The 26,728-nt window shown below is 67.0% G+C and carries 21 protein-coding genes; 9 read left to right on the top strand and 12 right to left on the bottom strand.

What is annotated here, in order from left to right; translation table 11 throughout:
* Nucleotides 1-89 precede the first annotated feature (89 nt).
* Together VFC51_09680 and VFC51_09675 are read right to left on the bottom strand one after the other, a co-directional pair.
* Complete coding sequence (locus VFC51_09680; protein ID HZT07288.1) at nucleotides 90-1,088, bottom strand: fibronectin type III domain-containing protein; 999 nt, start codon at nucleotides 1,086-1,088, stop codon at nucleotides 90-92.
* Nucleotides 1,089-1,331: 243 nt separating this feature from the next.
* On the bottom strand, nucleotides 1,332-1,598 hold the full coding sequence (locus tag VFC51_09675; GenBank protein ID HZT07287.1) for a hypothetical protein: 267 nt from the start codon (nucleotides 1,596-1,598) through the stop codon (nucleotides 1,332-1,334).
* 166 nt (nucleotides 1,599-1,764) lie between these two features.
* On the opposite strand from VFC51_09675, the gene VFC51_09670 reads away from it, so the two are divergent.
* Nucleotides 1,765-3,441 carry a thiamine pyrophosphate-binding protein gene (locus VFC51_09670; protein ID HZT07286.1) on the top strand — a complete coding sequence of 559 codons (1,677 nt, stop codon included), beginning with the start codon at nucleotides 1,765-1,767 and terminating at the stop codon, nucleotides 3,439-3,441.
* A gap of 280 nt (nucleotides 3,442-3,721) precedes the next feature.
* Here VFC51_09670 and VFC51_09665 read toward each other — a convergent pair whose 3' ends face one another.
* From VFC51_09665 to VFC51_09645, 5 genes are all read right to left on the bottom strand, one after another.
* Nucleotides 3,722-5,314 (bottom strand): DHA2 family efflux MFS transporter permease subunit, encoded by a 1,593-nt coding sequence (locus tag VFC51_09665; protein HZT07285.1) that lies wholly within the window; start codon nucleotides 5,312-5,314, stop codon nucleotides 3,722-3,724.
* Nucleotides 5,302-6,189: an efflux RND transporter periplasmic adaptor subunit gene (locus VFC51_09660; protein HZT07284.1), complete on the bottom strand. Its 888-nt coding sequence runs from the start codon at nucleotides 6,187-6,189 to the stop codon at nucleotides 5,302-5,304. Before VFC51_09660 ends, VFC51_09665 begins: the two co-directional genes overlap by 13 nt.
* A complete protein-coding gene (locus tag VFC51_09655) occupies nucleotides 6,190-6,711 on the bottom strand; it encodes a MarR family transcriptional regulator (GenBank protein HZT07283.1) in 522 nt (173 codons plus the stop codon).
* 109 nt (nucleotides 6,712-6,820) lie between these two features.
* A complete protein-coding gene (locus VFC51_09650) occupies nucleotides 6,821-7,765 on the bottom strand; it encodes an ornithine cyclodeaminase family protein (protein ID HZT07282.1) in 945 nt (314 codons plus the stop codon).
* 1 nt (nucleotide 7,766) lies between these two features.
* A complete protein-coding gene (locus tag VFC51_09645) occupies nucleotides 7,767-9,992 on the bottom strand; it encodes a xanthine dehydrogenase family protein molybdopterin-binding subunit (GenBank protein HZT07281.1) in 2,226 nt (741 codons plus the stop codon).
* 205 nt (nucleotides 9,993-10,197) lie between these two features.
* Between VFC51_09645 and VFC51_09640 the strand changes: the two genes are divergently transcribed.
* The 3 genes from VFC51_09640 to mgtE all read left to right on the top strand — a co-directional run bounded on the left by VFC51_09640 (nucleotide 10,198) and on the right by mgtE (nucleotide 15,201).
* Nucleotides 10,198-11,913, top strand: coding sequence for an ABC transporter substrate-binding protein (locus VFC51_09640; protein HZT07280.1), 1,716 nt, complete (start codon nucleotides 10,198-10,200; stop codon nucleotides 11,911-11,913).
* 43 nt (nucleotides 11,914-11,956) lie between these two features.
* Nucleotides 11,957-13,174, top strand: a complete 1,218-nt coding sequence (locus VFC51_09635; protein ID HZT07279.1) for an MFS transporter — start codon at nucleotides 11,957-11,959, stop codon at nucleotides 13,172-13,174.
* 668 nt (nucleotides 13,175-13,842) lie between these two features.
* Nucleotides 13,843-15,201 (top strand): magnesium transporter, encoded by a 1,359-nt coding sequence (gene mgtE, locus VFC51_09630; protein HZT07278.1) that lies wholly within the window; start codon nucleotides 13,843-13,845, stop codon nucleotides 15,199-15,201.
* A 59-nt stretch (nucleotides 15,202-15,260) separates the two neighbouring features.
* Here mgtE and VFC51_09625 read toward each other — a convergent pair whose 3' ends face one another.
* Nucleotides 15,261-15,860: a hypothetical protein gene (locus tag VFC51_09625; GenBank protein HZT07277.1), complete on the bottom strand. Its 600-nt coding sequence runs from the start codon at nucleotides 15,858-15,860 to the stop codon at nucleotides 15,261-15,263.
* A gap of 272 nt (nucleotides 15,861-16,132) precedes the next feature.
* Here VFC51_09625 and VFC51_09620 point away from each other — a divergent pair, with 272 nt between their 5' ends.
* Nucleotides 16,133-16,549, top strand: a complete 417-nt coding sequence (locus tag VFC51_09620) for a secondary thiamine-phosphate synthase enzyme YjbQ (protein HZT07276.1) — start codon at nucleotides 16,133-16,135, stop codon at nucleotides 16,547-16,549.
* Between the two features lie 84 nt (nucleotides 16,550-16,633).
* Nucleotides 16,634-17,488 carry a class I SAM-dependent methyltransferase gene (locus VFC51_09615; GenBank protein ID HZT07275.1) on the top strand — a complete coding sequence of 285 codons (855 nt, stop codon included), beginning with the start codon at nucleotides 16,634-16,636 and terminating at the stop codon, nucleotides 17,486-17,488.
* On the opposite strand, the gene VFC51_09610 is transcribed toward VFC51_09615, so the two are convergent.
* The gene (locus VFC51_09610; protein ID HZT07274.1) at nucleotides 17,469-18,677 is read right to left on the bottom strand and encodes an amidohydrolase family protein; all 1,209 of its coding nucleotides are present in this window, start codon (nucleotides 18,675-18,677) and stop codon (nucleotides 17,469-17,471) included. The genes VFC51_09615 and VFC51_09610 overlap by 20 nt on opposite strands.
* Before the next feature lie 125 nt (nucleotides 18,678-18,802).
* Here VFC51_09610 and VFC51_09605 point away from each other — a divergent pair, with 125 nt between their 5' ends.
* Nucleotides 18,803-20,527 carry a peptide ABC transporter substrate-binding protein gene (locus VFC51_09605; protein HZT07273.1) on the top strand — a complete coding sequence of 575 codons (1,725 nt, stop codon included), beginning with the start codon at nucleotides 18,803-18,805 and terminating at the stop codon, nucleotides 20,525-20,527.
* Nucleotides 20,528-20,597: 70 nt separating this feature from the next.
* Here the strand turns inward: VFC51_09605 and VFC51_09600 are convergent, their stop codons facing one another.
* Nucleotides 20,598-21,347, bottom strand: coding sequence for a response regulator (locus tag VFC51_09600; protein ID HZT07272.1), 750 nt, complete (start codon nucleotides 21,345-21,347; stop codon nucleotides 20,598-20,600).
* Nucleotides 21,348-21,624: 277 nt separating this feature from the next.
* Here VFC51_09600 and VFC51_09595 point away from each other — a divergent pair, with 277 nt between their 5' ends.
* The gene (locus VFC51_09595; GenBank protein HZT07271.1) at nucleotides 21,625-23,331 is read left to right on the top strand and encodes a CAP domain-containing protein; all 1,707 of its coding nucleotides are present in this window, start codon (nucleotides 21,625-21,627) and stop codon (nucleotides 23,329-23,331) included.
* A gap of 5 nt (nucleotides 23,332-23,336) precedes the next feature.
* Here the strand turns inward: VFC51_09595 and VFC51_09590 are convergent, their stop codons facing one another.
* Nucleotides 23,337-24,320: a TAXI family TRAP transporter solute-binding subunit gene (locus VFC51_09590; protein HZT07270.1), complete on the bottom strand. Its 984-nt coding sequence runs from the start codon at nucleotides 24,318-24,320 to the stop codon at nucleotides 23,337-23,339.
* 120 nt (nucleotides 24,321-24,440) lie between these two features.
* On the opposite strand from VFC51_09590, the gene VFC51_09585 reads away from it, so the two are divergent.
* On the top strand, nucleotides 24,441-25,382 hold the full coding sequence (locus VFC51_09585) for an ornithine cyclodeaminase family protein (protein ID HZT07269.1): 942 nt from the start codon (nucleotides 24,441-24,443) through the stop codon (nucleotides 25,380-25,382).
* Nucleotides 25,383-25,465: 83 nt separating this feature from the next.
* On the opposite strand, the gene VFC51_09580 is transcribed toward VFC51_09585, so the two are convergent.
* Nucleotides 25,466-26,656, bottom strand: a complete 1,191-nt coding sequence (locus VFC51_09580; protein ID HZT07268.1) for a Rieske 2Fe-2S domain-containing protein — start codon at nucleotides 26,654-26,656, stop codon at nucleotides 25,466-25,468.
* Nucleotides 26,657-26,728: the final 72 nt, after the last annotated feature.

The following is a 26,728-nucleotide window of genomic DNA, read 5'->3' as shown; positions in this document are numbered from 1 at the left end:
CGTGTCAACTGACGCGCATGGGGGACAGGGAAGCGCATCTCTGCGATCCCCCGTCCCCCTGCGCGATGGTTTGCGATCCGAGGTGCGCGCTACTGGGTGAAGGTGAGAGGCTGCGACGGCGGACTCGCATTGCCGCCGGCGTCCATGGCGATCACTTCGAACGAATAGCTCACGCCGGGCGTGAGCCCGGCCACGGTTGCGCTGTTGGTCAACGTGGTCGAGACCAGAACGAACGCGCTCCCCGCGGTGGACTGGTAGACGCGATACGACGACGCGGCAGTAACCGCCGTCCACGTGATCGTGGCGCTTGTGCTGGATGGCTTACCGGCGAGGGCGAGGCCGGTCGGGGCGGTGAGCCCGGTTCCGCCACTCCCCGCCGTCACGGTGACGGGGGTGGACGGAGTGCTCTGGTGGCCGTACGCATCGACAGCGACCACCTCGAAGCTGTAGACGACGCCGGTTACCAGATTGGCGACCGACGCCGTCGTGGCCGAAGAGGGCGTGCTGGTCACGGCGACGTATGGACCGCCGGCCGTTGATTCCAGGACCTGGTACGTGATAGCTCCCACCGAAGCCGTCCACGAGAGCGTCACGGTATTGCCCGTGTTGCTGGTGACCGTCAGGCCAGTGGGCGCGGTGAGCCCGCCGTACGCGTAGGCATAGCCCGGGTAGTAGCCGTTGTAGTAGCCATACCCGTAAGTCGGATAGCCATAGTAGCCCGAGTAGTAATTCCCGTAGTACCCCGAGTACGGATAGTAGCTATTGTAGCCGTACGAGTACGGGTAGTAACTGTTGTAGCCGTACGAATATGGGTAGTAGCTGTTGTAGCCGTACGAATATGGGTAATAGCTCGAGTAGTAGTTCCCGTAGTAGCCCGAGTACGGATAGTAGCCGGAGTAGTAATTTCCGTAGTAGCCCGAGTAGGAGTTTCCGTAATAACCGCTGTATGGAGCGCCGTAGTTGCCATAACCGTAGCCGTAGGGATAGCCATATTGGGCCTGTGCCGGAAGCGTCGTCGCACCAAACATCAAAAGAATGACCAGCACAGGGACAATTTGCCAGCGCTTTAGCGCAAGAGCCGCCTTCACTCCTTGCCTCCTCACTAGGATGTCGTCAGCCAACGCGCAGATCCTCGCCTGACCGAGGAAGGACGGATTATACCGCATCAACGTGCAATGAAAAGCCGTTATGTCCAGCTTCGCTGCACGAGAGTACAGCATCGACCTCGGCATCGATCGATGGAGAAACCAATCGACCTTCGCGAGGGATCGTACACGGTTGTGAGGCTTAAGTCCAACCGTGCGCGGTGGGAGGAAGGATGAGGAGGTTCGTTAGGTCAAGGCAAATGCGGCTCCCGATCCAAATGCAGAGTTCAGAAGCACGTCCGCTTCGTCAGACCGCTGGGTCTGCCGAAGCCACGTCGCATAGTCTTCGATAAGCGTGGTTAACTCGCCCTCGCTGAGCCTCCACGCCTCCGTCGTGCCGCAGCCGGACACCGATGCGCCATTCTCCGCGAGCTGACGACAGAAGGCGAGGCGAAACAGATCCTGTACGATCGCGGCACGCTGTGCGTCGAGAGCAATAGATGCGTATGCCATTGGGTCACCTCTCGCGAGGATACGCAATCGGCAGTTTAACGGCGCAACGTTCGCAAATTCGCCGAACGACATAACAGAGGTATCTCGACGGACGTCACGCGTCGATCACGACAAAACTGGTACAACGCGTTGGTTCACGAGCGGGATCTCCGGGCGGAGCGAGACCATGTATGTGTCCGGCAAGCGCGCGATCTTGGAGCAGCTCGTCGCCGACGGCGTGCGCTTCGTGTTCGGCAATCCCGGCACGACCGAGCAGGGTTTCATGGACGCCCTGCAGGACTACCCGCAGATCGAGTACGTCCTGGCGCTACACGAGGGCGTGGCGATCTCCATGGCCGATGCCTATGCGCGCCTGACGCGTGCGCCGGCCTTCGTCGAGGTGCACATCGCGCCGGGCCTGGGCAACGCCATGGGCATGATGCACAACGCGCGGGTGGGTCAATCGCCGCTGGTCGTATATGCCGGCCAATCGGAAACCCGAGCGCTATTCCAGGAGCCGCACCTCTCCGCCGCCCTCGTCGACATGGCGCGCCCGGTGACCAAGTGGGCCTACCAGGTCGAGCACGCCCGCGACGTGCCCCAGGCCCTGCGGCGGGCGTTTAAGGTCGCGGCCGAGCCCCCGCGGGGCCCCGTCTTTCTGGCGATGCCGTGCGACGTGCTCGACGAAGAGGCGGAGGTGGAGATCCGCCCGACAGCGTACACCGATTGGCGCAGCCGCCCCGGCCGGGAGGCGACCGATCGAGCGGCGGAGCTGCTGCTGGCGGCGCGACGCCCGATGATCCTCGCGGGCGACCGCGTCGCCCTGGCGGAGGCCCAGGCCGAGCTTGTTGACCTGGCGGAGCTGATCGGCGCCCCGATCTTTGAGAACTACGCGTCGGAATTCAATGTGCCCGCGGCGCACCCGCTCAATCTGGGCCCGATCCCCTTCACCGGCGGCCCGGCGGGCCTTCGCGAGCGGCTGGCGGACTGCGACGTGCTGCTATGCGTGGGTGCGCCGCTCTTTCAGATCATCTTCCCCAGCACCGAGCCCGTTCTGGCGCCGACAACGAAGCTGATCCAGATCGACGCCGTATCGTGGGAACTGAACAAGAACATACCGGCCGACCTGACCATGCTCTGCGACCCGAAGAGCGCCCTCGCGGATCTCTCAACGGCCATCCGGAGCCGCATGTCGACCGAGCAGCAGGTGGAGGCGCGGGCGCGCACGACCGCGATCGCCGAGGGTACGGCGAGCGCGAGGCGACAGCGCGAGGAGGAATCGCGGGCGCGATGGGACGCGGACCCGATCTCCGCGCCGAGGCTGATGCACGAGCTGCGAGAGGCCCTCCCCGACGACGCGCTGGTGTTCTCGGAGGCCGGCACGAATCAGCCGCACCTGCTCGCCGCCCTCGCGCCCAGCGCGCCGGAGCAGATGATGAACGGCAGGGGCGGCGGGATCGGCACCGGCCTGCCGGGCACCCTCGGCGCCCAGCTCGCCCGGCCGGACCGGAAGGTGGTCGGCGTGTGCTCCGACGGCGCGGCCATGTACAGCATCACCGCGCTCTGGACGGCCGCGCACCATCGGATCCCCGCCACTTTCGTGATGCTGAGTAACGCCAGCTATCGGATCCTGAAGCTCAACATGCTGGAGTATCTGGGCCCAGCGGCGCGGGGCAGGCGATTCGTGGGCATGGACCTGGCGGAGCCGCCGCTGCGATTCGATCGCATCGCGGAGGCGATGGGCGTGCCGGCGAAGCGGGTCGAGCGACCGGATGAGCTGGCGACAGCGCTCCGCGCCGCGTTCGCCCACGACGGCCCGTATCTCCTCGACGTTGCCATCGAGAGCCCGCTGCCGATCCGGTAGTACGGGCCCGCGGAAGAAACCCTTCTCACTCCATCCTCCGTCGTTCGGAGTAACGCATACCCCCGAATGGGGACGCCAAGCAAACCCGCTTGTCTCACTTTTCGTCCGCGCGACCCCGTTGTGACCTTTAGGGCTCAAGGGCGCGGACGTTCGTCGCGTCTGGCCGTAGCCGGCCTCTCCGAGATCCGGCGGGATCGCGCCAAATCCGGTCGCCAGCGCGCTGGGGGGCGGGCCGAGCGTCCCGGCCGGCCGGATCCCTCGCCACCGTCGTCGGCCGGCGCTACCCCGCCTCGGCGACCACCTCGCGCCGACCTCGCGCGGACATCCGCCGCCCGGTCAGGAAGAACGCGGGCAGCACGCCGGCCAGCGCCGCGATCGTCGCGATCCGGAAGCAGTCGTCGAAGGCCCGGACGGTCGCGGCCAGTTCCACTTCCTTCGTCAGGGCAAGCAGCCCGATGCGCTGGGCGTCGGCGGCGGAGTAGCCGAGCTGCATCATCGCGGTCTTCGTGGCATTCAGAATGTTGACCGCGGTGATCGAGGCTGGCGTGACGACCTGCGTCAGCGCCGCGGCGTGCAGCCGCGTGTGGTCGAGAAACAGGCTCGCGAACATCGCCGTCGCGAAGGCGCCGGCGAGCTGGCGCATTACGTTGGAGAGCGCCGTGGCTCGCGGGATCTTCGGCGGCGCGATGCTGTCCATCGCAACCGCCATGACGGGCATGAACATGGCCCCGGTCGCGAATCCTCGGATCACGAGCGCCAGACGGAGATAGTCGTCCGACGTCCCGGGCGCGATGCTGGAGACCATCCACGTGGCCCCGGCCAGCGCCAGCATCCCGGGGACCGCCAGCGGCCGTGCCCCCACCTTATCCACCAGCCGCCCCGCGATCGGCATCGAGATCGCCGCGGCGATGGCGTTCGGCAGCAGCAGGATGCCCGTCTCCATCGCGCCCAGCCCGCGCACGTTCTGGAGAAAGAGGGGCAGGAGCAGGAGTAGCGAGTAGAGCCCCACCGTCGCCACCATCGTGACGAGCTGCGCGACCAGGTAGGTCCGGTCCCGAAGAACGGACAGGTCGAGCATCGGGTCGTCCTGCGCCAGCTCCACGACGACCCAGCACGGGAGGGCTGCCGCCGTCACGAGGTACAGCGCCACGATGTGCGGCGCGGTCCATCCGTCGCCGGGCCCCTTCGAGAGGGCGAGCAGGGCGGACGAGAATCCGATCGCGGCCAGCGTGAAGCCTGCCCAGTCGAACCGGCCGCCGGCCTGCCTGGGCGTCTCGCGGAGGATCAGGATGCCGGCGCCCGCCGCCATGATGCCGACCGGCACGTTCAGGGTGAAGATCCATCGCCAGTCGACGTACTCCACGAGGTAGCCGCCAAGGGTCGGGCCGATGGCGGGCGCGATCAGCAAGGGCAGCCCGAAGACGCCCATGATGGTCCCCCGCTTGTCCATCGGCGCCGACGTGTACAGGATGCTCATTCCCAGGGGCTGGAGCATCCCCCCGCCGAGGCCCTGCAGGACGCGAAAGACGATGAGCCCGGGCATGTTGGGCGCCAGCCCGCAGAGCAGCGATCCCACCGTGAACAGGGTGATGGTGATGATGTACGCGCGCTTCGAGCCGAAGCGATCGGATAGGTACCCCGTGGCCGGCATCACGATGGCCAGCGCCAGCATGTATCCCGTCAGCACCATGTCGCCCTCGTCGACGCTGCTCTGAAAGATCTGCATGATCTTCGGCAGGGCGATGTTCACGATGGTCGTGTCCAGCACCACCATGAACGTCCCGAGGACGACGACGAAGAGCGCCTGCCAGTGATACGCGATCCCGGCCAGCGCCGCGCGGCGGGCTGAGAGCGGCGCCGCTATGGAAGCCACGGCACCCCGCCGCCCTCCTGAACGCGGATGCGCACGTCGACGGACGTGCCGAGCGGAAGCACCTCGCCACCGGTGTCGACGTCGATCTTCACGGGGACCCACTGCGTGACCTTGTTGAAGTTCCCAGACAGGTTCTGAGCGGGCAGCAGCGAGAACGTGGCGGCGCTGGCCGGCGCCACCGCCCGCACGCGCCCTTGAAAACTCTTCCCCAGCGCCACCGAGTGCACCTCGACCTCCTGACCCGGCTGCACGCGGGAAACCTTGTCTTCGTCGATGTTCGCCTGAACCCAAATGTGCCGCGGGTCGACGAGCGTGTAGATCGCCTGCCCGGCGCTCACGGTCCCGCCGACGCTCCCCATCCGCGCTGCGACAACCCCGTCGATGGGCGAGCGGACCGGGACCTGCGCGTTGACGCTGCCGGTCTGGTCCAGGATTGGCTGATCCGTGAGCGGAACGTTGCCCACCTGCTGCGGAACGGCCACCACAGCCACAACCTGGTCTTTCGTGACCGTCTGTCCAACGTCCACCGTCGCCTGGACGATGCGCCCGGCGTTGAGGGACCCGACCTGCACCATGGACCCCGTGACCTCGGCGTTGTCGGTCATCACAAAGTACGTGGATTCGACCCAGAATCGCAGACCGACGAACAGCGCCACGGCGCCGACGATGAAGAGGATCGGGACGATGAGCAACAGCCGTCGCCGTCTGGTGGACGGGGGCGGCAAGTTCGACGCCGCCGGCTCCGACGGCGCGGGCCGCGCGGCGGATGCGACGGTGTGGCCGTTGGTCGCGACCGGTTCGGCGATCGTCTGCCCGTCCGCACCGGCCGGATCGCCATCCCGCTCCCGAGGAGGAGGTGAAGGCCGCTCCTGCATCTACACGCCCACGCGCTGCTGTTCGGCGGCTGACGCCTGACAGAGCCCGCGCTCCAGCGCTTCGAGGCCGTCAACGAGCCCGGCGCATTCCGCCGGATCCGCGCTGGCCAGCAGCTCGGCCACGTGGGCGATAGCGCGGTCCTTGAGAACGCCGTGCAGGGCACGGCCGCGCGCGGTGAGGCGGAGCAGGACGCCACGCCGATCGCCCGGCAGGTCGCGGACCCGTTCCACGAGCCCACGGCGCACCAGTCCGTCGCCCACGGTCGTGAGGGTCGAGCGATCGATCTGGAGCGCGCTCGCCAGCTCGGATGCGCGGTAGTCGCGTTCGCTGAGAAAGCCGAGGACCCGAAACTGCGGCCACGTCATGTCGCCGGTGTCGGGCGTCCGCTGCAGCTCGGCGATGATCTGCCGATGAAGTCGCGGCAGCACACGGACGACGGTGCGCCCCGCCGCTTTCGGCGACGACGCGCCGTCCGACTCGGCCACCTCCGGAGGAGAGCCGACAGGCGATTTGGCGCTCACGGCCAGCTCCAGAACGAATGTGGTTTGATCTTCAAATCATCTTAACGGAAACCGCGCAGCGGCGGCATCGTATGCGACAGCGGGAAGGGCCACCGCGCAGATGGGCTGGTTAGAGATCGACCTCGATCCCCAAGCCGCGCTCGCGGGCTCGCTCGTACACCCAGTTCGCCAGTGCGACGTCCCCGACGCCCCCCCGGGAGTCGCGGAACACGGTGACGTCGTGCGGTCCGTTCCTCGGCGCCACGTCGCCGCGGATGATGGACCCCAGCTCGATCATCGTTCGCGGATCGTACCGGCCGTCGCGAACCATCAGGTACAGGGTTCCCTCGATGTGCGGATGGGCGACCGGGCTCGCCGCCTCGATCTCCTGCTCGCGGCTGGGGACGACGAACTGGTCGGCGCGGACGTAAAGGTCCTCGGCCAGCTCCGTGGTGTACCCCATGCTCGTCACGTGTACGCCCGGTCGCACGTCGTCGTACCCGACGACGGCGGTGCGGGAGTTGGTCGCAACGGCGACGATGTCCGCTCCGTCGATCGCCTCCGCCGCCGTCTCCATCGCCACGACCGGGATGCCGAGCGCCGCGGTCTCTCGTTCGGCGAATGCCTCTCGGTGGGCGCGGGTCGGGCTGTAGACGCGCGCCGATGCGATGGGCCGCACGGCGACGAGGCACTGCAGAATGGTGGGAGCGCTGCGGCCACTTCCGAGAAAACCGATCGTCCGGGCATCGGGCCGAGCCAGGTAACGCGCGGCCAGGGCCATCGTGGCGCCCGTCCGGAGGTCGCCCGTGCTCGCCCCCACGATGGCGAGCAGTCGGCCGGTATCCGTGTCGAAGAGCTGGACGCCCGCCTGGGTGCGAACGCCCATGCGCTTCATGCCGTAGAGGCCCCCGCCCACCAGACGAAACGTTCGACGCTTTGTGGATCCTCCGCCCCACGACGGCATGTGGAACGTGGTGCCCTCGATCTCCTCCGTCATGACCTCTTCCAGCGCGGTCATGGCGCTCTCGAGGTCGAGGAGCCCTTCAACCTCCGAACGTCCGAGGATCAGCGCCACGCTAGCGGCCGGTCTTGCGAGCGATGAGATCGAGCACGCGTTCGGCGCTCAGAGGAAGCTCGGTCACGGGCACGCCGATGGCGTCGGCGACGGCGTTCGCGATGGCGGCCGGCGTCGGGACGACCGGCGTCTCGCCGATGGCCTGGGCGCCAAACGGGCCCTCGCCATGAGATTGAACGTTGATGGTCGTTAGGGGTGGCACGTCGGCGATGGTCGGCAGCTTGTAGTCCCCGAAATGCGCCGTGGCCACCCGGCCATCCTGCAAGACCAGCTCCTCGGTCAAGGCGTAGCCGAAGCCCTGGACCACGCAGCCATCGATCTGACCCTGATGCGCCGTCTCATTGATGATCGTGCCTACCGCCTGCGCCGATGCCAGCCGCCGCACGGTCACCTGCCCGGTCTCCGGATCGACCTCGACTTCGGCCGCCTGGGCGGAACGCTCGGGCTCCTTGCCGCCCGGCACCGTGACGGTGAGGTGGACGTTGGCCACCGGATCGCCCGGTTTGATCATCTCCCCGGCGAGGTCTTCGATCGACACCCATCGCCCGTCGGGTGAGCGCCACCCGCCATTGTCCCACGTGGCCGCGGAGGCGCCCAGCATGGCGGCCGCCAGCGGCGTGAGCTGCTCCTTGAGCTGGTCGCAGGCCGCGATGGCGGCGTGGCCGGCCGAGTTCGTCATGCGGCTGGCGCCGGCTTCGGTGTCGTTGGGGAAGGTGTCCGTGTCCCCGTGCACCACCGCGACGCGCTCGACGGGCAGCCCGAGGGACTCGGCCACCACCGCCGCGACCACGGTCATCGTTCCCGTTCCCACGTCGGGCGCTGAGGTAATGGCGGTCACCGTGCCATCCGGGTGCAGCGTCACGTCCGACGACCCCGGGCCCCCGCCCATGTTCCGGCTCGCCATCGCGACGCCGCGCCCGACGAACGCGGCCTTCGGCGCGCCCCAGCCCACCGCTTGCGCCGCGGACCGCAGCAGTGTGGTCGCGACGGGCTCGCCGCCGTCCGGGCTTGGCCCGAGGTTTTTCGCGCGAAACTCCAGCGGGTCCATGCCGACGGCCCGGGCGAGCAGGTCCATGTGAGCCTCGAGGGCGAAGACGGCCTGCGGCTGCCCGGGCGAGCGCATGTAGGTGCGCGGGATCTCGTTGGTGTAGACCATCCGCCCGTCGACCCGGAGATTGGGCGGCGCGTACTGGTTCCCGGCCTGTCCCGCGCCGGGCAGCATCCCGTCCATCACGTTGGGTCGAAGCCCGCCATAGGCGCCGCTGTTGTAAACGATGAAGACGTCGCGGGCGATGACGGTGCCGTCGCGCATCACGCCCGACTTGATTCTCGTCACCGACGGGTGACGCGGGCTGCCGGCGCTCAGCTCTTCCTGATTCGTGTTGATGAACTTGATGGGGCGGCCGGTGATCCGGGCCAGGTGGTACCCGGCGGGCGCGTCGCCCGGCGCGCCCTTGCCCCCAAAATCCCCACCCACGCTGACGGCGTGGTAGACGATCTGCTCGGGCGGCAGGTCGATGATCCCGGCCATCTCCTCTTTGTTTCGGAAATTGGCCTTATTGGCCTGCCAGATCTCCACGCGCCCGCCGTCATCGATCGCGACGACCGTCGCATGCGGCTCGATGAACCCCTGGTGCATCGTACCGGTGCGAAACGTGTGCTCGAGGACAAGGTCCGCGCGGGCGAAGGCCTCATCGACGTTTCCCCGGTCGATGGTGACGCGCGCGTGCACGTTGCGCAGGTCGGCCGGCACGTACTCCGGAAATCCGACATACGAGCGCAGGTCTGGATGGAGGATCGGGGCGTCCGCCTCCATCGCCTCGAGCGCGTCGAACACCGCCGGCAGCTCCTCGTACTCCACGTCGACGAGCAGCGCCGCTTCCTCCGCCGCGTCGCGGCTCTCGGCGGCGACGACGGCCACGCGCTCCCCGACGTAGAGGACGCGCTCCCTGGCCAGGATCGGGTAGTCCTTGAGCCGGCGCCCGATGCGCCGGAATGGGACGTCCGCCGCGGTGAGGACCGCCCGCACCCCCGGGACCCGCAGCGCCCGCGCCGTGTCGATGGCCACGATTCGGGCATGGGGAAGCGGGCTGAGCACATTTTTGGCCCACAGCGTGTTCGCAGGCACCACGTCCGCGGTGTAGTGGGCGCGCCCGGTGACCTTGTCCAGGCCCTCCACGCGGGGGATCGGGCGGCCGAGGACGGCGAATGCGGGAGCGGCTGCCATGAGGTCCTCCTGAGGCTGGGCTGTCGAGCGATGCAATCGGGCTGGGCGCCCGGCCCGGGGACTCTACCACCGGCGCCGGGGTGCGTCAAAAAAGCATCGCGGTCCGGGGCGCGTGCCGCCGCATGGCGCAGGATGGCGGCCTATACTTGGCTGACGCTCAAGGTTCCGTCGCGCCGGGACGGTGCGCGGCGAAGGAGAGGCGCGCATGAATCGGTGCGTCCGCGCAATAGCCCTCGGATTGGTCCTCGTCGTCGCGGCGACGGGCTGCGCGGAGCCGCCGGCGAGCCGGCCCGCGGCGCAGGTGAGCCGCCAGCAGGCGTCGGCCGGTCCCAAGCGATTCACCGCGGCCATCCGCGGCAACCCGCACACGGTGTACCAGAAGCTGAACCCGCGGTCGAACATCCCGGGTATCGACTCCCTCGAGCGCCTGGTCGAGACGGGCTTGACCGTCCCGGCGCCGGATGAGAGCGGCCGCGCCCCGCGTCTCGCCACGGACGCGCCGACGATCGAGAATGGGCTCTGGAGACTCTCTCCGGACGGGCAGATGGAGGTGCAGTGGACCATCCGTGAGGGGGCGGTCTGGCAGGACGGCACGCCTTTCACCACCGACGACCTTCTCTTCACGGCGACGATGGTGCGCGACAAGGAGCTTCCCATCTTCAACCACGTCGCCTATGACGCCCTCGGTACCGTCGAGGCGGTGGACAGCCGCACCGCCATCGCGCATTGGACGAAGCCATTCATCAACGCGGATCAGCTCTTTTCATTCGAAATCGCGCTCCCCGTCGCGAAGCACAAGCTCGAGCAGGCCTACCTGACGGACAAGGAGCATTTCATTGAAAGCCCCTACTGGAGCACCGATTTCGTCGGCACGGGACCGTTCAAGATCAAGACCTGGGAGGCTGGCAGCCACCTCGTCTTCGAGGCGAATGACCGGTACGTGGCGGGCAAGCCCAAAATCGACGAGGTCGTGGTGAAGTTCATCCCGGACCCCAATACCCTGGCGGCCAACATCCTGGCCGGGGACGTCGAAACCTCCTGGGGCGGGAGGATCGACGTCGAGTGGGCCCAGTCCGTCGTGCAGCAATGGGACGCGGGCCGGCTGCAGACGAGCCTGCGCAGCATGTTGCAGATTTACCCGCAGCACATCAACCCGACGCCGTCGGTTGTGTCGAACGTCGACTTCAAACGGGCCATGCTGTACGCCCTCGATCGGAGAACCATGGCCGACTCCTTACAGCCCGGTGAGGTGCCCCTGGGGGACACGTTCTTGAGTCCCCTGGAGCCCGAATACCCGTACGTCGAGTCGGCGATCGTCAAGTACCCGTTCGACCCTACCCGCGCGCTCCGATTGCTGGAAACCCTCGGGTATACCAGGGGCGCGGATGGGAAGCTCCTGGACCGATCGGGCCAGACCCTGGCGTTTCAGATTCGAACGAGCCAGGGCGACGTGACCCAGGAAAAGGCCATGTTCGCGAGCGCGGACGATTGGCAGCGTCTCGGCGCGGAGGTCGAGCGGTTCCTGGTGCCGCCCCAGCGCGCGAGCGATGCCGAGTTCCGCGCCACGTTCCCCGCCTTCGACCTCAAGCGCCAGGCGGGCACGATGGACTACGCGCGGAGCTTCCACAGCAAGGCCATTGCGCTGCCGGAGAACAACTACCTCGTGTCCGGCAACAACTCGCGCTATAGCCGCCCGGAGATGGACACCGCCATCGACAAGTACTTCACCACGGTACCCTGGGATGAGCGGATGGAGTGGGGCCGCCAGATCGTGCATCTCCTGTCCGACGACGTGGGATGGATTGGCCTGTACCACCTCATCGAGCCCCAGCTGATTCCGCATCGCGTCGTGAACCTCCCGCCGGCAAAACACGAGGCTGGTTTGTTGGATTTCATCCATGAATGGGATCTCAGGGGATGAGTCACGTCGACGCGCCGCGCGTGAACTGAGATGGAGGGAGAAGATGGCGATCGCGTCTCCAACGGCCGATAGCGCGTCCACACGATCGTGGTGGTCCGCGGGGCTGCCCCGCAACGTGTTCGCCATCGGGGTCGTCAGCCTGCTCACGGACATCTCGGGCGAGATGATCGTGCCCGTCCTCCCGGTGTTTCTCACCGCCACGCTGGGTGCGCCGCCGGCCGCCGTTGGCCTGATCGAGGGCGTCGCCGAGAGCACGGCCGCCGTGCTGCGGATCTTCTCCGGCTGGTTCTCCGACCGGATTGGGCGACGAAAACAGCTCGTCGTGGCGGGCTACTGTTTCTCGAACCTGGTCAAGCCGCTCTTGGCCTTGAGCACCGCCTGGCCGCAGGTGCTCGCCATTCGCTTCAGTGACCGCTTCGGCAAAGGCATCCGGGGTGCTCCGCGGGACGCCCTCATCGCCGACAGCGTGGAGGCTGCCGAGCGCGGCAAGGCGTTCGGATTCCACCAATCCATGGACACGGCCGGCGCCGCCATCGGCCCCCTCGTGGCGGCGGCAATCCTGGCCGTCACGATGAACAACGCCCGGGCCGTCTTCTGGTTTACGTCGGTTCCCTGTATCGCGACGATCATCGGGGCGATCTGGCTGGTCAAAGACCGCCCGATGGTCCCGAAGCACGGCCAGCTTCCTCGCCTCGGATTCAGCGGGCTGGGGCGATCGTTCGCCCTGTTCACGGGGATCTCCGTGCTCTTCGCCGTCGGGAACTCATCGGACGCGTTCCTCATCCTGCGCGCCCAAAATGTCGGTATGGCGGTCGCCGCGATCCCCCTCGCCTACTTCGGATTCAACGCGCTCTATGCGCTGCTCTCGACGCCGGCCGGCATGCTCTCCGACCGCGTCGGGCGACGCCCGCTGATGATCCTGAGCTACGTTATCTTCGCGGCCGTATACGTCGGGTTCGCGGTCGCCGGAAACGCGCTCACCGTCGGGGCGCTGTTCCTGCTCTACAGCGTCTACTACGCTGCCAGCGAGGGGGTCGCAAAGGCGCTCGTGACCGATCTGGTGCCCGCCGAATCGCGTGCAACTGCCCTGGGCACCTACGCGGCGGCGACCGCCATCGCCCTTCTGCCGGCGAGCGTCATCGCGGGCGGGTTGTGGCAAGCCGTCGGCCCCTGGGCGCCCTTCGCCTTTGGCTCGGCGCTGGCGGGCCTCGCGGCAGTGTTGTTGGGCGTCGTGCCCATGCGGCCCGTGGTGGCACACTGAGCTAGCGGCAGCGAGTCGCTGGCCAGGGTGCGCGCACAGCCCTCGCGTCGTTAGCCGACCGGCGACGCGGGGAGCCGCGCATGGTAAAACGGTGCGTCGAGCACGTCTCCGGCTTGATTCGCGCGCAGCGCGATCGTACCGCGTCGGCTCTCCCTGGAGAACCGAGCCATGACGGCAAGGCCAACGGGCCGACCGCGAGCGGCTCGATCTTGGCCAGCGCACGCTAAAGGTGCTGTGCACCACCTTTGCGGGCTTGTCGCTGAAGGACACGACCGCGCGATCCGCGGACGGTGTCGTTCGTCCTGGGTCCCGCATCGTGTCCGGACGGCCGAATGACGTGTTGTCGCAGCAATTCCGCGCGACGTACCATAACGGTGGCGTTGGGAGGCCCGACGCCAGAAAGGGACTGTGTGGACGACTTACCTCGTCAACGCGAACCCGGCGACAACCGAATAGCGCAGCAGGCAGCTCTGCTCGCGGTGGCCGTAGGTCCGCGTGTGAGTCGGCTCCCGTAGCCTCCTCCCCCCTCGGACGGTCGCCGTCCCCTCTCACGGGGATCCCCAACATGGTCCGGATCCAAGCGGAGAACCCCTCCCACCGTTAGCTCGTCGTTGCCCGCTCAGCGCAAGTCGATTGTCTGCACCCATCCCTCGTTTGGAGGTGCAGCTATGCGCCTGCAGCCCACCGCGATCGACGTACGCGCCCTTCGCCAGTCGCTGGACGAAGGTCGTGTCCAGGATGCCGAGGCGGCCGTCCTCGCGCTCCGTCCATCCGAGCTGGCCGACGTCCTCCTCCGGCTGGACGCGCTCGAGCTTGCCCGGCTCCAGAACCGACTCGGCAGCGAGCGGTTCGCCGACGCCATCGCCGAGCTGGACTCGAGCGAAGCGGCCCGGCTCATCGCGCGGTTCAGCCGAACCATCGCCGCGGACATCCTGGAAGACATGGAGCCGGACGACGCCACCGATGTGGTCGAGGAGCTGGCCGTCGCCGAAGCCGAAGGGATCCTCGCCGAGATGGAGCACGACGAGGCCAGGGACATCCGGGATCTCTTGAACTACCCGCCGGAGACCGCGGGGGGCCGGATGACCCCGGAGGTCGTGTCCATCGCTCCGCACCTGACCGTTGCCGCGGCGATGCGGCTCATTCGCACCCGGGCCCCGAATGCCGAGACGATCTACGCCGTGTACGTGACCGACTCCGACGATCGGCTTCTTGGCGTCGTGAGCCTGCGCGACCTCGTGCTCGCGGAGCCGCAGGCGCGCATCAGCGACGTGATGCGCCGGCAGGTGCTTCGGGTGCCCGCCGGCGCCGACCAGGAGGTTGCGGCGCGCCTGCTCACCGAGCATAACCTGCTGGCCCTCCCGGTCGTCGCGGAAGGCGACCGACTGCTCGGCGTGATCACCGTCGACGACGTCCTCGAAGTTGTCGAGCAAGAGGCAACCGAGGACATGTATCGCATGGCGGGGATCGGCGTGAAGGAGCGCGCCACGAGCCCGATGCTGGAGTCTGCTCGGCGCCGGGTCCCGTGGCTGGCATTCAACATGCTCTGGTCACTGGGGTCCGCGTTCATCATCAGTGGTTTTCAGGGGACCATCGAACGCGCAGCGGTCCTCGCCGTGTTCATCCCGGTCATCACCGGACAGGCGGGGAACGCGGGAATTCAGACGGCGACCATCGTGATCCGCTCCCTGGCCCTGGGAGAGGTAACACCGGGCGACACGTTCCGCGTTCTGCTCCGCGAGTGGGGCGTGGGGATCATCAAGGGCGGGACGTTCGGCATGATCCTGGGAACGATCGCGTTCTTTTGGAAGGGAAACGCGATGCTGGGAGTCATCGCCGGCGGGGCGCTCTTCCTCAACATCGCGATTGTCGCGTCGACGACCGGCGTGATCCTGCCCATGACCCTTCGCAAGATCGGCATTGACCCGGCCACCATCGCAGGTGTGTTCGATACGATGCTCTCGGACCTGATGGGGAACCTAATCTACCTGGGCATCGCCACGATGCTCATTCGCTGGCTTGTGTAACGCTCCGCGTCGGGAGTGGCACGGGGTAAGACCGGCCGGAGCGGGTGGGCCACGGTGGCCTATGTGCAGCTATCCGGAAAAACGGGTGCAGGTCCGTCCGGCCCGACCGTGTCGCAGGTGATCTCCACTCGCGTCGTCGCGTCGGGCGTCCATCGGCCGCACACCTCCGCGCTGACGAGAGCCGTGAGATCGCCGACCTCGATGCCCTTGTGGGCGGCGGTCCCCACCTCAACCGCGAACGTAATGCCGGGCGTGAGCGCAGGAGGCGGCAGAGAATCCTCAGCGCTCACGTACCAATTCGCCTCCGCGGCGTATGCCAAGGAGTGGAGCAGCTCGTAGCCGAGGTCCGGGAACCCGCCGACTGGCTCGACTGTCGAGACGACCGGCGCGCCGTGCTGAGAAAGCTCCCAGCGATAGGCAGTAGCTCCGTTAACCGGCGCGACCGCGAACACGTAGTCGTCGTCGGTACGCAGAACGCTGCCATCGCTGGGATAGACGAAGGTGGGCGATCCCATCGGGTCGCCGGAACACGCCGGTGCGCGCGCCTCGGTGGACACCGGCCCGATTGACGGCCACTGGAGGAGGACGAATCCGACGGCCGCCGTGACCATGGCCCGCGCGAGCGCCAGCCAACGTACGTCATTGGGCATCGCAGTCAAATCGTACCACCACCAAGCGAAACAAGGCCTTCCGGGCCTCTCCGTCGCGGGGTGGTCGAGACGGCGTTCAGCGCCACGCCCGCCGCCAGAATGAACGCGGGCACGTCGATGGACAGCAGCGTATCAGGAGATCTCTGGGCAAAGAGGCGTTTCACGCGGTCAGTTCTTGGCGGGGAGTGCCACGGGGATGATACCCGTCGTCCGGGCCCGGGCGCCTCGCCGGACCGCGGACCCACCCCGCGTTACCATCTCATCAGCAATTCGGAGGCGCCATGATCAGCTCGCACCGCCTGACGTACCAGACCCGTGGCCGAAATGACGTTATCGACGTGACCCGCGACGTCGCGAACACGGTGCGATCGGCCGGCATCCGCGGCGGCATCGTCACCGTGTTCGTGCCAGGCTCGACCGCGGCCCTCACGACCGTGGAGTACGAGCCCGGCCTCGTGCAAGACCTCAGGGACTTTTTTGATCGCATCGCGCCGGAGTCGCAGCCCTATCGCCACAACCTCACCGAGGGCGACGCGAACGGCCATAGTCACGTGCGCGCCTCCCTTCTCGGCCCGTCCGTCACGGTGCCCGTGGAGGACGGACGAATGGCGCTCGGCGTGTGGCAGCAGATCGTGCTGGTCGATTTCGACGTCCGCCCTCGCAGCCGCGAGCTGGTCGTGCAGATCCTTGGGGAGTAGCCGGAACCGCTCCGGACCGCGGCCGGCGTTCTCCGTGGTAGACTCGCTGGATCATCGCGTGGAAACGCGCCGGGGGTAACGGGCATGAGCCGAGTGGCGGAGCGGAATGCGCCCATCGTTGCGGGAGATATCGACTGGGCCGCTCGCTGGAGGAGCACCGTCGAGGCGCGCCACGCCGCCGACGCGACCGTGACAGCCGTCGGCCGCGATAGGTGGGACGGACGTGCCGCGCGCTTCGCGCACCTCACTCGCTCGCTCGACGCGGCGACCGATCCTTTTGTCCTCGCTCTGCGTCGAGCCGTCCGGCCGACCGACTCGGTCCTCGACGTCGGCGCGGGCGCTGGTCGCTACGCTCTGGCGATCGCGCCAGATGTCGGACGCGTCACTGCCGTTGAGCCATCCCCCGGCATGCGCGCGGCTTTTGAGGAGGAGGCGCGAGCGCGCGGCGTGCAGAACGTGCGATTGGTGCCGGGAACCTGGGACGAAGCGGTCGTCGAACCCCACGACGTCGCATTCGTCGCGAATGTGCTGTACTTCGTTCCCGACGCCGTCTCGTTCATCGACAAGCTCGATCGCAGCGCAACCCGCGTTTGCTTCATCCTCCACCGCGTCGAGGAGATGGGCAGCGTCCTCGGGCCCGTGTGGGACGAGATCGGGTCTCGACGTGCGCCGGAAGCGGGATTCCTCGAGCTGTACAACCTGCTCTTTTCTCTGGGCATCCGGCCCGATGTCGAGCTGGTCCGTTCAGCCCTTGGCGGGCGTTACGACGGGATCGACGATGCCATCGCGGAAGCGCGCCAGTATCTCGGCATCGCCGCGTCCGATACATCGCACGACGCGCGGATCCGTGAGTCGCTGGCGGAGTCGTTGGTCACCGTCGACGGCCGGCTGGGGTTCGCGCGCCGCCCGCAGCTCGCGATCATTTCCTGGGAGAAGTAGCGAGCCTCGGGCAGAGACGCAGCGCATTCTCGCCGAGGATCTTGGCCTTCGCGCCCTCCGACAGCTCCGGCCGCTCCGCGATGTTCTGGACTCCGCGCGGCCACGGACTCCCGGTGTGCGGGTAGTCCGTCGCGAAGAGCCACACGTCCTCCCCGAGCGCATCCACGCAGTGCGGTATGTACCGCTCGCTCGACTCGACCGCGTGAAACAGCCGGCCCTCCGCGACAAGGTCCGATGGCCGCCGCTTCAAGTTCGGGGCCAAGTGCGGATGTCCCTCGAAGCCATCGTCGAGCTGCTCGATGAGCCACGGCAGCCAGCCAGCGCCCGTCTCGAAGACGGCGGCTCGGAGTCTGGGGAAGAGATCGAACACGCCGCCGCCAATCAACGCGCTGACCGCGGTCATGCCCGCCCAGGGTTGATAGACGGCGCGGATGATGAAGCCCGCGTGGCCCAGCTCGGTCGCGCCGGCGGTGTACGGCGGGCGGAGGACGCCGCCGTGGATGAGGATCGGGAGATCGAGGTCCTGGGCGCGGGCGTAGATGGGATGGAGGTCTGGGTTATCCAGCAGACGGCCGTCCGGGCAGGACGGGGGAAACATTACGCCGACGAGGTTGTCATCCCGCTCCGCCCATTCGGTCAGCTCGGCGACGGTCGACCCCACGTCGCGCAAGTTCGCGACGAACGCCCAGCGCAGCCGCCCGTCCGACTCCGCGCAGTAGTTCTCGGCGTAGCGATGGTATGCCCGATGCATCGCGCTCTCGAATCGCACGTTCCGGAACGCGCAGAAGCTCGTCGCTGCGCTCGGAAAGATCACACAGACATCCGTCAGCGCGCGGTCCATGCCCTCCAGGCGAATGGCTGGGTCCCAGTGGACGGCGGTGGGGATGCGCTCCTTGGCGCCGCCGCGCGCCTCCTCGACGTGGCGGGGCCGTTGCTCGTCCCGCACCACGCCGAAGGTGTCGTACACGCCGAGGGGCCGGGACTCGTCTGACGGCTCCACTAGGGCCTGCGGGTGCATAAACAGGGCCGTGGTGAGGCCCGCCTCTCGTCGCTTCGCCACCGCAGTCGAGAGGAGCTGATATTCTTCGCGATGCTCCGGATCCATGTGCGGCATAAACGTTCGGTCGAGATCCGCATACTCGCGGATGTGCGTATCCATGTCCACAACGATGTGACCGTTCAAGCTCATCCTTACCCCGCCTTGCATTCGTGCAGTTGATTGTAAGCATCGGCGCCGTCCTTGGCATTCGGCGGCGAGCGTACAATGCCCTTCTCCGCCATGCATCGCGGAGGAGGCACAGTGAAGGAGCAATGATGCACGTCGCCAAATCTCTCGGGTCGCTTGCCATGGTTGCCTTCATCGTCACTGGATGCGCCACGACTCCGAGCCGCGGCGCGGTCGACGGAGGCGCCGACGGCGCGCGCAGCGCATCTGGACCGAAGCGCATGACGATTGGCCTTCGGGGGGATCCGCCCTCGATGGCGCGAGAACGGACGAATCCAAGTGGGAGCGTGTCCAGCGTACCCGGCCTCGACGCGCTCCAGCAGCTGCTTCACGTTGGGCTGGTCCACGCGAATTACCACGGCGAGCTGCTGCCGCTCCTCGCAGAGAACGTCCCGACCGTTGACAACGGCCTCTGGCAGGTCCAGTCGGATGGCCAAATGGTCACGACGTGGAAGATCAAAGAGGGAGCTTCCTGGCAGGACGGCCACCCCTTTACGACCGACGATCTCCTCTTCACCCTTTCGGTCGACCAGGACCCCGACGTCGGATTCGCTCGGAACAACGTCCACAGTCTCATCGACCACGTGGACGCACCCGACGCGCGGACGGTGGTCGTGACGTGGAGTCACCCGTACATCGAGGCCGACCTGCTGTTCAGCGAGGAGGTCGTTCTCCCGTTACCCAAGCACCTGCTCGAGCGGGCATATACCGAGGACAAGGCAAATTTCCTCGGTGTCCCGTACTGGTCCAGCGAGTACGTCGGGACCGGCCCGTTCAAAGTCCGTGACTGGGTGTTGGACAGCCACATCGTGGCAGAGGCGAACCCCAAGTACATCCTGGGGCGGCCCCGGATCGACGAGATCGAAGTGCGCTTCATCCAGGACCCAACGACCCTCGCAGCGAACCTCCTGTCGGGCGCCGATCTCACCATCGGGCGCGCGCTGTCCCTCGACCAAGCGCTCCAGATCAAGGACCAGTGGAACGGCACCTGGGTGCTGACGACACGCGCGTGGACGCCTATCAACGTGCAATTCGTCAACTCCAATCCCGCCGTCGTCACCAACCTGCGATTCAGGCAGGCGATGCTCCACGCCCTCGACCGCCAGCAACTGGTCGACAGCATCATGGCCGGGCAGTCGCAGATCTCGTACACCTGGGTCAACCCGTCCATTCCTGAGTACCAGGCGATCCAGGACAGCATCGTCAAGTACGACTTCGATATCCGACGCGCCGCGCAGCTCGTCGAGGGGCTCGGATATCGGAAGGGCAGCGACGGGTATTACCTGGATGGATCCGGCCAGCGTCTCACCGTCGAGCTGCGCACGACGGTGCAGAACGCGATCCACCCGCCGACCACGGCCGCCGTCGCGAACGCGTGGGAGCAGCTGGGGGTTGGTGTCGATCAAAATCTCGTCTCCCCGCAGCTTGCCCAGGACCGGGAGTATCGCGCACAGTTCCCGGCGTTCGAGCTGGTCCAGACCGGCAACACGTTGACGTCAGCTGGGATTCGTCGTTACCTCAGCACGTCCGCTGCGCTTCCCGAGAACCACTTCGCCGGTGGAGGGAACAACTCCCGATACAGCAATCCTGACCTTGACGAGGCGATCAATCGATATCTCACGACGATCCCCAAGAGCGAGCGGAATCGGGCGCTCGCGCAGGTCGTCAACATCCAAACGAGCCAGCTCAGCATGCTGCCGCTGTTCTACTCGACCGAGCCGACGATGGTGTCCAACCGCCTGAAGAACGTGACCGGCCGCGGTGACGTCGCGAACGAGCCGTGGAACGCGGAGGAGTGGGACATCGTGTCCTAAAAAGCCGCGCGGGGAGCGCGGCGGGAACCGGACTGCGCCTAGAGACCGGCCGAACCTCGGGCCGCGGCGCTCAACGCGTCAAGAGGTTCCGAGGCGGCCGCGCGGCTTGACGGCGGGCGATGCGATCGATGAGGGCGTCGTGGCAGGTTCTGCAGCGGTAACCCTTGTATCCGCGCAGGAAGTAGGCGAGGTGGCTGGGAATCATCGCGCGGCAGCCGCGGCAAGGAACCGTCGTGCCATTTACGGGGCGCGGCGCATCTTCGTGCTCCGCTGCGACGGCCACCCTCGGCTCCGCGGCGGAGACATGGCCGCGCTCTTCTATTTTTCGCCGGCCGGCCCCATTCCGTGCCGGTTGGGGCTCGTACGCTCCACCGACGTCGGCCGCGGCGCTGCCGTGTGCAAGCCGTTCCACCGCTGCCAGCAGCGCAGAGAAACCGAACGGTTTCCGCAGCACCTCCGCCGCGCCGATCTTGATGCCTGCGACGGACGGGTCGTCGGCCGTGCACAGGATGATGGGCGCGGCAGCGCCGCTGCGGCGATACTGCCGCGCGAATTCAACCCCGTCCATGACCGGCATATTGAGGTCCAGAATAATGACGTCGGGCGTTTCGCGCTGGAGGATGCGGAGGGCTTCCATACCGTGGACAGCCATCATGACTTCGTACCCCTGGGTCAAGAGCACGAACTCGATCGTATCGCGAAGCATTTTGTCGTCGTCAACGACGAGGATCTTCTGCGCCATTCCGTGAAACCCCAGCGCCGCTCGCTGCCGCAACACGATGGGGTCGCCCGGCGGCAGCTTATACCACGGCGGGAGCATAGCACGGTGCATTGTCCGCGGGCGTCACAGCTGAGCTACAGGTTCGTCTTTGCGGGGGCGCGCCCTGCGAACGGGTGGATCAGTCCGTCCGGATGCCCCCGTGTTGATGGTTTCACACCGATTCGCGCAACAAATCGGGCAATTCTGCGACCGAGTGGCTGGCCCCACTGGTAACAGTACGGCATAATTTTTCACGGTTCGTCAAGCCGCACCGCGGACGGCGCTGTGCCGGCTGGCGCATGCATCGGCGACGAGCCGATTGTGCAGGAGAGCACGGATGCGTTTACTGACCCGCGTCCCCCATGTGACCGGTCGCCCCGTCTCCTGGCGTCCCCTCGCGGTTACAGCCACCCTCGCCCTGCTGGTGTCACAGCTCGGTCCGGCCCCGCTCCGGAGCGTCGCCGGTGGAGACATCTTCGACACCCTGTCGGCCACGGTCGCATCGGCCCAATCGAACCCGGGCGTCGAGCTCGGTCCGCCGCCCCAGGTCACGGACTCCTCTGTTCTCCAGCCCACCGTGAGCGCGGAGCCGAAGGCCGGCGCATTCGCCGTCAATACGATGGACCGGACGGCCGTCGTGAATCTCTACAACACCGTGCTCGTGCCGGCCCTCGCCGTTCCGGCCGGCTGGACCGGCAGCATCGCCGGGTGCGTCGCAGGAACCAACAGCGATGCGTACCAGGCCGCCACGATCAGCACGGTCAATTACTTTCGTGCGATGGCGGGATTGCCGGACAATGTGACGCTCGACACGGCCCGCAGTGTGAACGACCAGCAGGCCGCGCTGATGATGATCGCCAGCGGCCGTCTCTCCCACTTCCCGGACCCGACGTTCACGTGTTACACGCCTTCGGGAGCAGTCGCGGCGGGGACGTCCAACCTCGCGCTGGGCACGCATGGACCCGCCGCCGTCATGGCGTACGTCGCAGACGAAGGCACGACGAACACCGCGGTCGGCCACCGACGCTGGATCCTCTACCCGCCCCAGACGTCGATGGGGACGGGGTCGACGACGGCGACCAATGGCGGCTTCACCGGGTCCAACGACCTCGACGTGATCGGCAGCTTCGGCATACGGCCCGCGTCGCCCGAGTTCGTGGCGTGGCCGCCCCAGGGATTCATCCCCTTCCAGATCACGCCGACGCGGTGGTCATTCTCGTATCCCAGCGCCGACTTCAGCCTTGCGTCCGTCACGATGACCCAGGGGGCCACGCCGATTTCCGTGGTGGTGCAGCCCATTCAAAATGGGTTCGGCGACAACACCATCGTGTGGGCCCCGACAGCGAGCTTCGGATCGGGCCCCGACACCACGTACACGGTAAACGTCTCGAATGTTCGGGTTTTCGGTGTGCCGAGGAATTTCACGTACACCGTCACGGTGATCGATCCGTCGCTTCCCGGCGGGCCCACACCCACGCCAACCTCGACCGGCGGCCCCATCGGCGGGAAGGGATTCGCCCTCAGCTCCGACAGCGCGGGCGTTCATCTGAGCTGGAATTCGGGCACCGGACAGACCGGGTATCTGATCGCGCGGCTTCGCATGTCGAACGGCACTCTCGCCATCCTCCCCTCGACGCCGCTCCCGTCCAGCGCCATCTCGTTCGTGGACACATCGCCGCCCGCGGACCTCGACTGCTACGCGGTGCTTCCGCTGGGTCCCAGCCCGCAGCAGATCTCTGACGTCCTCTGTGCGCTCGTCGGTTTCCATACACCAACCGGCGCGCCACAGAACTTCACCGTGAAGCTGAACCAGTCGAACGTGACCACCCTCACCTGGAACCAGCCAGTCGGCGACGGACAGGACGGCTATCTCCTGGTGACGCTTGGTGGCCTAACCCAGCCGCTGGCCGGCACGATTCAGAGCACCCTGGCCGCGACGAACGGATTTACCTGTTATGCGCTCGCCGCGGTTCACAGCGGTACGCTGCTCGGATACACGGACATCGACTGCGTCCTACCGGGAGTGGCGAACCTGCATCCGTAGCTGAGCTACAGGTAGCCCCGTTCCCGCCAGAATTGCTCCGCGGCAGGGTGGAGTGGGACGTCGAGGGGCCCCTCGGGGGAGTCTTTGCACATCCGATCGAGGGGCAGCGGCCCCTCCCCCTGCCAGGGGATGCGGTCCTTCCGGGCCTCCAGCGCCGCGCAGAAGGCGCGAACGACGTCGTCCGGCACGTTGGCGTGCGTGTAAATGGGCCAGCCACTGAAGTCGAGGCTGAGGGCGTCCGCCGGAAGCTTGGGCCACTGCGACTTTGCCAGGATCGATCGCCGAAATCCCATCGCCTCGAGCTTTTGAACCATCGGCTCCTCGAGCGACAGGATCCGCATGCCGGCGTCGAGCGCGAGCCCGACCCACGTGCCGACCGCCTCGTCGAAGATGGCGTCGACGGCGCCCTCGCGCGCCAGATCGATCCGGGAGTGCGCGATGTCAGCCCCCGACGTTGACGTGCCGGTCGGGAGACCCGGATCAAATCGAACCTGCCCTCCCCACGCCTCGATGTCTTCGTAGGTAATCCCGTACTCTCCGAGCACGACCCGCTCGAGGAAGTGATTCGCGTGGTCGCGCTGTCCTCTGAGGGTGACCCTGAGTGGATACTTGCGCTCCTTGATGTCGCGCAGGGACGTGATACCCGACTTCTCGCTCACGGCGAAGGCGAACGCATCGCGCGAATGGATGACGGCGATGGTCCGCACTGGGATGGCCTCCTTGAAAGGCCCCGTTCCGCGATACGCGAGGGTGAGGGGAGCCGCTGGGTTCACGATGGCGAGCTGCACCTCCCCGCGCGCGACGAGGTCGATGGCCTCGGGGCTGTCACTCCCGAAGAGCGAGACGCCCGGCGCGTCTCCCCCCTGGGGACGCATCACCACGCGGCCCTGCTGATAGGGCCACGTGTTGTCTCGTGCCAGCTCCTCGGCGATCTGAAAGACCAGGACGGAGCGCGTCGTCACGGGACGCGCGTAGCGTGGTCGGGCCATGAATTTCCCCCAAAGCAGCGTGTCTCCGGGCACAGCCGAGTATATGCATCCCCCGTCCGGGGCTCCAAGGCGTTCGTGCTAAGGTAGCCGTGCAGATTCTCGAATCGTGAGGTGCCACCCGTGGCCATCTTCCTTGACGAGACCCAGGTCGCGGAGCTGTTGGACATGGACTCGTGTATCGCCGCCCTGGAGGACGCCTTCCGCGACAAGGCGGTCGGAGCGGCCGCCATCCAGCCCCGTCGACGGCTCCCCTTCCAGCGCCGTCGATTTCACCTCATGGCCGCGAGCCTGATGGAGAAGGGCTACCTGGGTTTCAAAGCGTACGGCGCTTCCCGCGGACAGGATGTCGTGCTCTACAAAGCAGGGGAAGGGATGGTCGCGTTCTTGCGCTCCGGCCGTCTGGGCCAGGTCCGGACCGGGGCCGCGTCCGGCGTGGCGACCAAGTACATGGCGCGGCCGAACGCCTCGCGGCTCGGCTGCATCGGCACCGGGCACCAGGCCGAAACCCAAATCCTCGCCGTTGCCCAGGTGCGGAAGCTCGAATCCATCGCCGTCTACAGCCGCGACGCGCAGCGACGCCGCGCATTCGCCGAAAAGATGACGGCCATCCTCGAGCAGGAGGTGCGCCCGGTCGAGTCCTCATCGGAGGCCGTTCGCGGTCGGGACATCGTCATCACCATGACCAACGCGGCGGAGCCGGTCTTCGACGGCAACCTGCTGGAGCCCGGGACCCACGTAAACGCCGCCGGCGGGAACGTGCGCATCAACCGGGAGCTGGACGAGATCGCTGTGACGCGGGCAGGCACCATCGCCGTGGACGACCGCGAGGCGGCGATGCTTGAGAGCGGCGATCTGGCGTGGCCCGTCGAGCGAGGACTGCTCTCGTGGGACAAGGTTTGGGAGCTGGGGCCCATCGTCGCGGGCCTGATGCCCGGCCGACGGTCCGACGACGAGATCACCCTCTTCGAATCCCAGGGCATCGCGCTGGAGGACGTGGCCGCCGCCGCGATCGTATACGAGCGCGCACGGGAGCGCGGCGTGGGAGCGCCCCTCCCCTTCTGACGAGGCGCGACCCCGGGTGACAGCCGCGTGCGGCTGGCCAGTCACGGAGCGCGGTGGCGCCGGACTGCTCTACCAGCGGCGCGTCAGGCGGTTGTGCCGACGGCCTCGCGCGGCAGGTTGTGCCACGTGTCGCCCACACCGACCCGGAACGCGGTGTAATTGCTCCCCTGCTTGATGGGGATGCAGGGCTCGTTCTGCGCCGGGTCCCGAATCACCCCCATGGGGTCTTCGCCGCGGGCGACCTTCTCGAGATTTTCGAGGATCACTTTTCGGTACAGCAGGATCCCTTTGTCGCCCGTCGTGAGGTGCTCGGCGGTGCGGTCGCTGATCGGTCCCTGGCCGATCCACGCCATCTCGTCCTGCTTCACGATGACGTCGGCGAAGACGCGCCCCAGCTCGTCGTACTCGACGGGCTCGTGAACCACGGGCACATCCTTCCGAGCTGGCCGCCCGCCGAGGGGCGCAATCCCGTCGAGGCAGACGTGGAGCGTGTGCGTGTCATCGATGGGAACGCGAATCTGGATGCTCATCTGCTCGGGCCCACCCTGCGCGAGCGTGTTCGGGAAAAGAATGGGATGGCCAACCGTCCAGTCCGTCGAGTCTTCCGACTGACCCTCCACGAGACGCCGCTTGTAGATCCCGTACTCGAACACCTCGAAATCGAGCTTGATGTGCCGCGCGACGGTCAACATCGGCGGCCGATTCAGCTTCTTCATGAGGTAATTGCCGTATACCCCGTGGAGGTGCTCGAAGTGGAGCGGGTCGAGGGAGTTGTCCATGCACTGGAGCCAGTTGCACGGCAGCTCGCGGATCGAGATCTGCTTGTCCAGATCATCGCGCGTGAGCAGGTCCCAGTGGGGCACCAGCGGCGCTGGCTGAGGTCCGAGGTAAGCCCAGATCAGGCCAGCGAACTCCTCCACCGGGTACGCGGCGATCTTGAGGGGGAGGCACGCAGGCTCAAACGGCATGTCGACGACGTGGCCCTGCTGGTCGTAGGTCCAGCCGTGATACGCGCAGCGGAGCCCACCCGTTTGCGGGATGCCGTATGCCAGCGAGATGCCGCGATGGGCGCACCGCTCGGCGACGAGCCCGATCCGGCCCGCCTCATCCCGATACAAGACCAGATTCTCGCCCAGCAGACGGACGGGGCGCACCGGGTCCGAGTCCAGGTCGAGGGTCGCAGCGATCGGGTGCCAGTACCGCCGAAGAAGCTCCCCCATCGGCGTGCCAGGCCCAACCTGGGTAAGTCGTTCGTTCTCCTCTGCCGTCAACATCGGCGACACCTCCTCGTGACATCCGACCGCGCGCGGGCTCGCCAGCGCTCCAGCGTGCGCGCGAGCGCCCAC

This window comes from Chloroflexota bacterium (genome assembly GCA_035652535.1).
Lineage (GTDB): Bacteria > Chloroflexota > UBA6077 > UBA6077 > SHYK01 > DASRDP01.
Note: the sequence above shows the minus strand (reverse complement) of the source record. Positions and strands in the feature narration are given on the sequence as shown.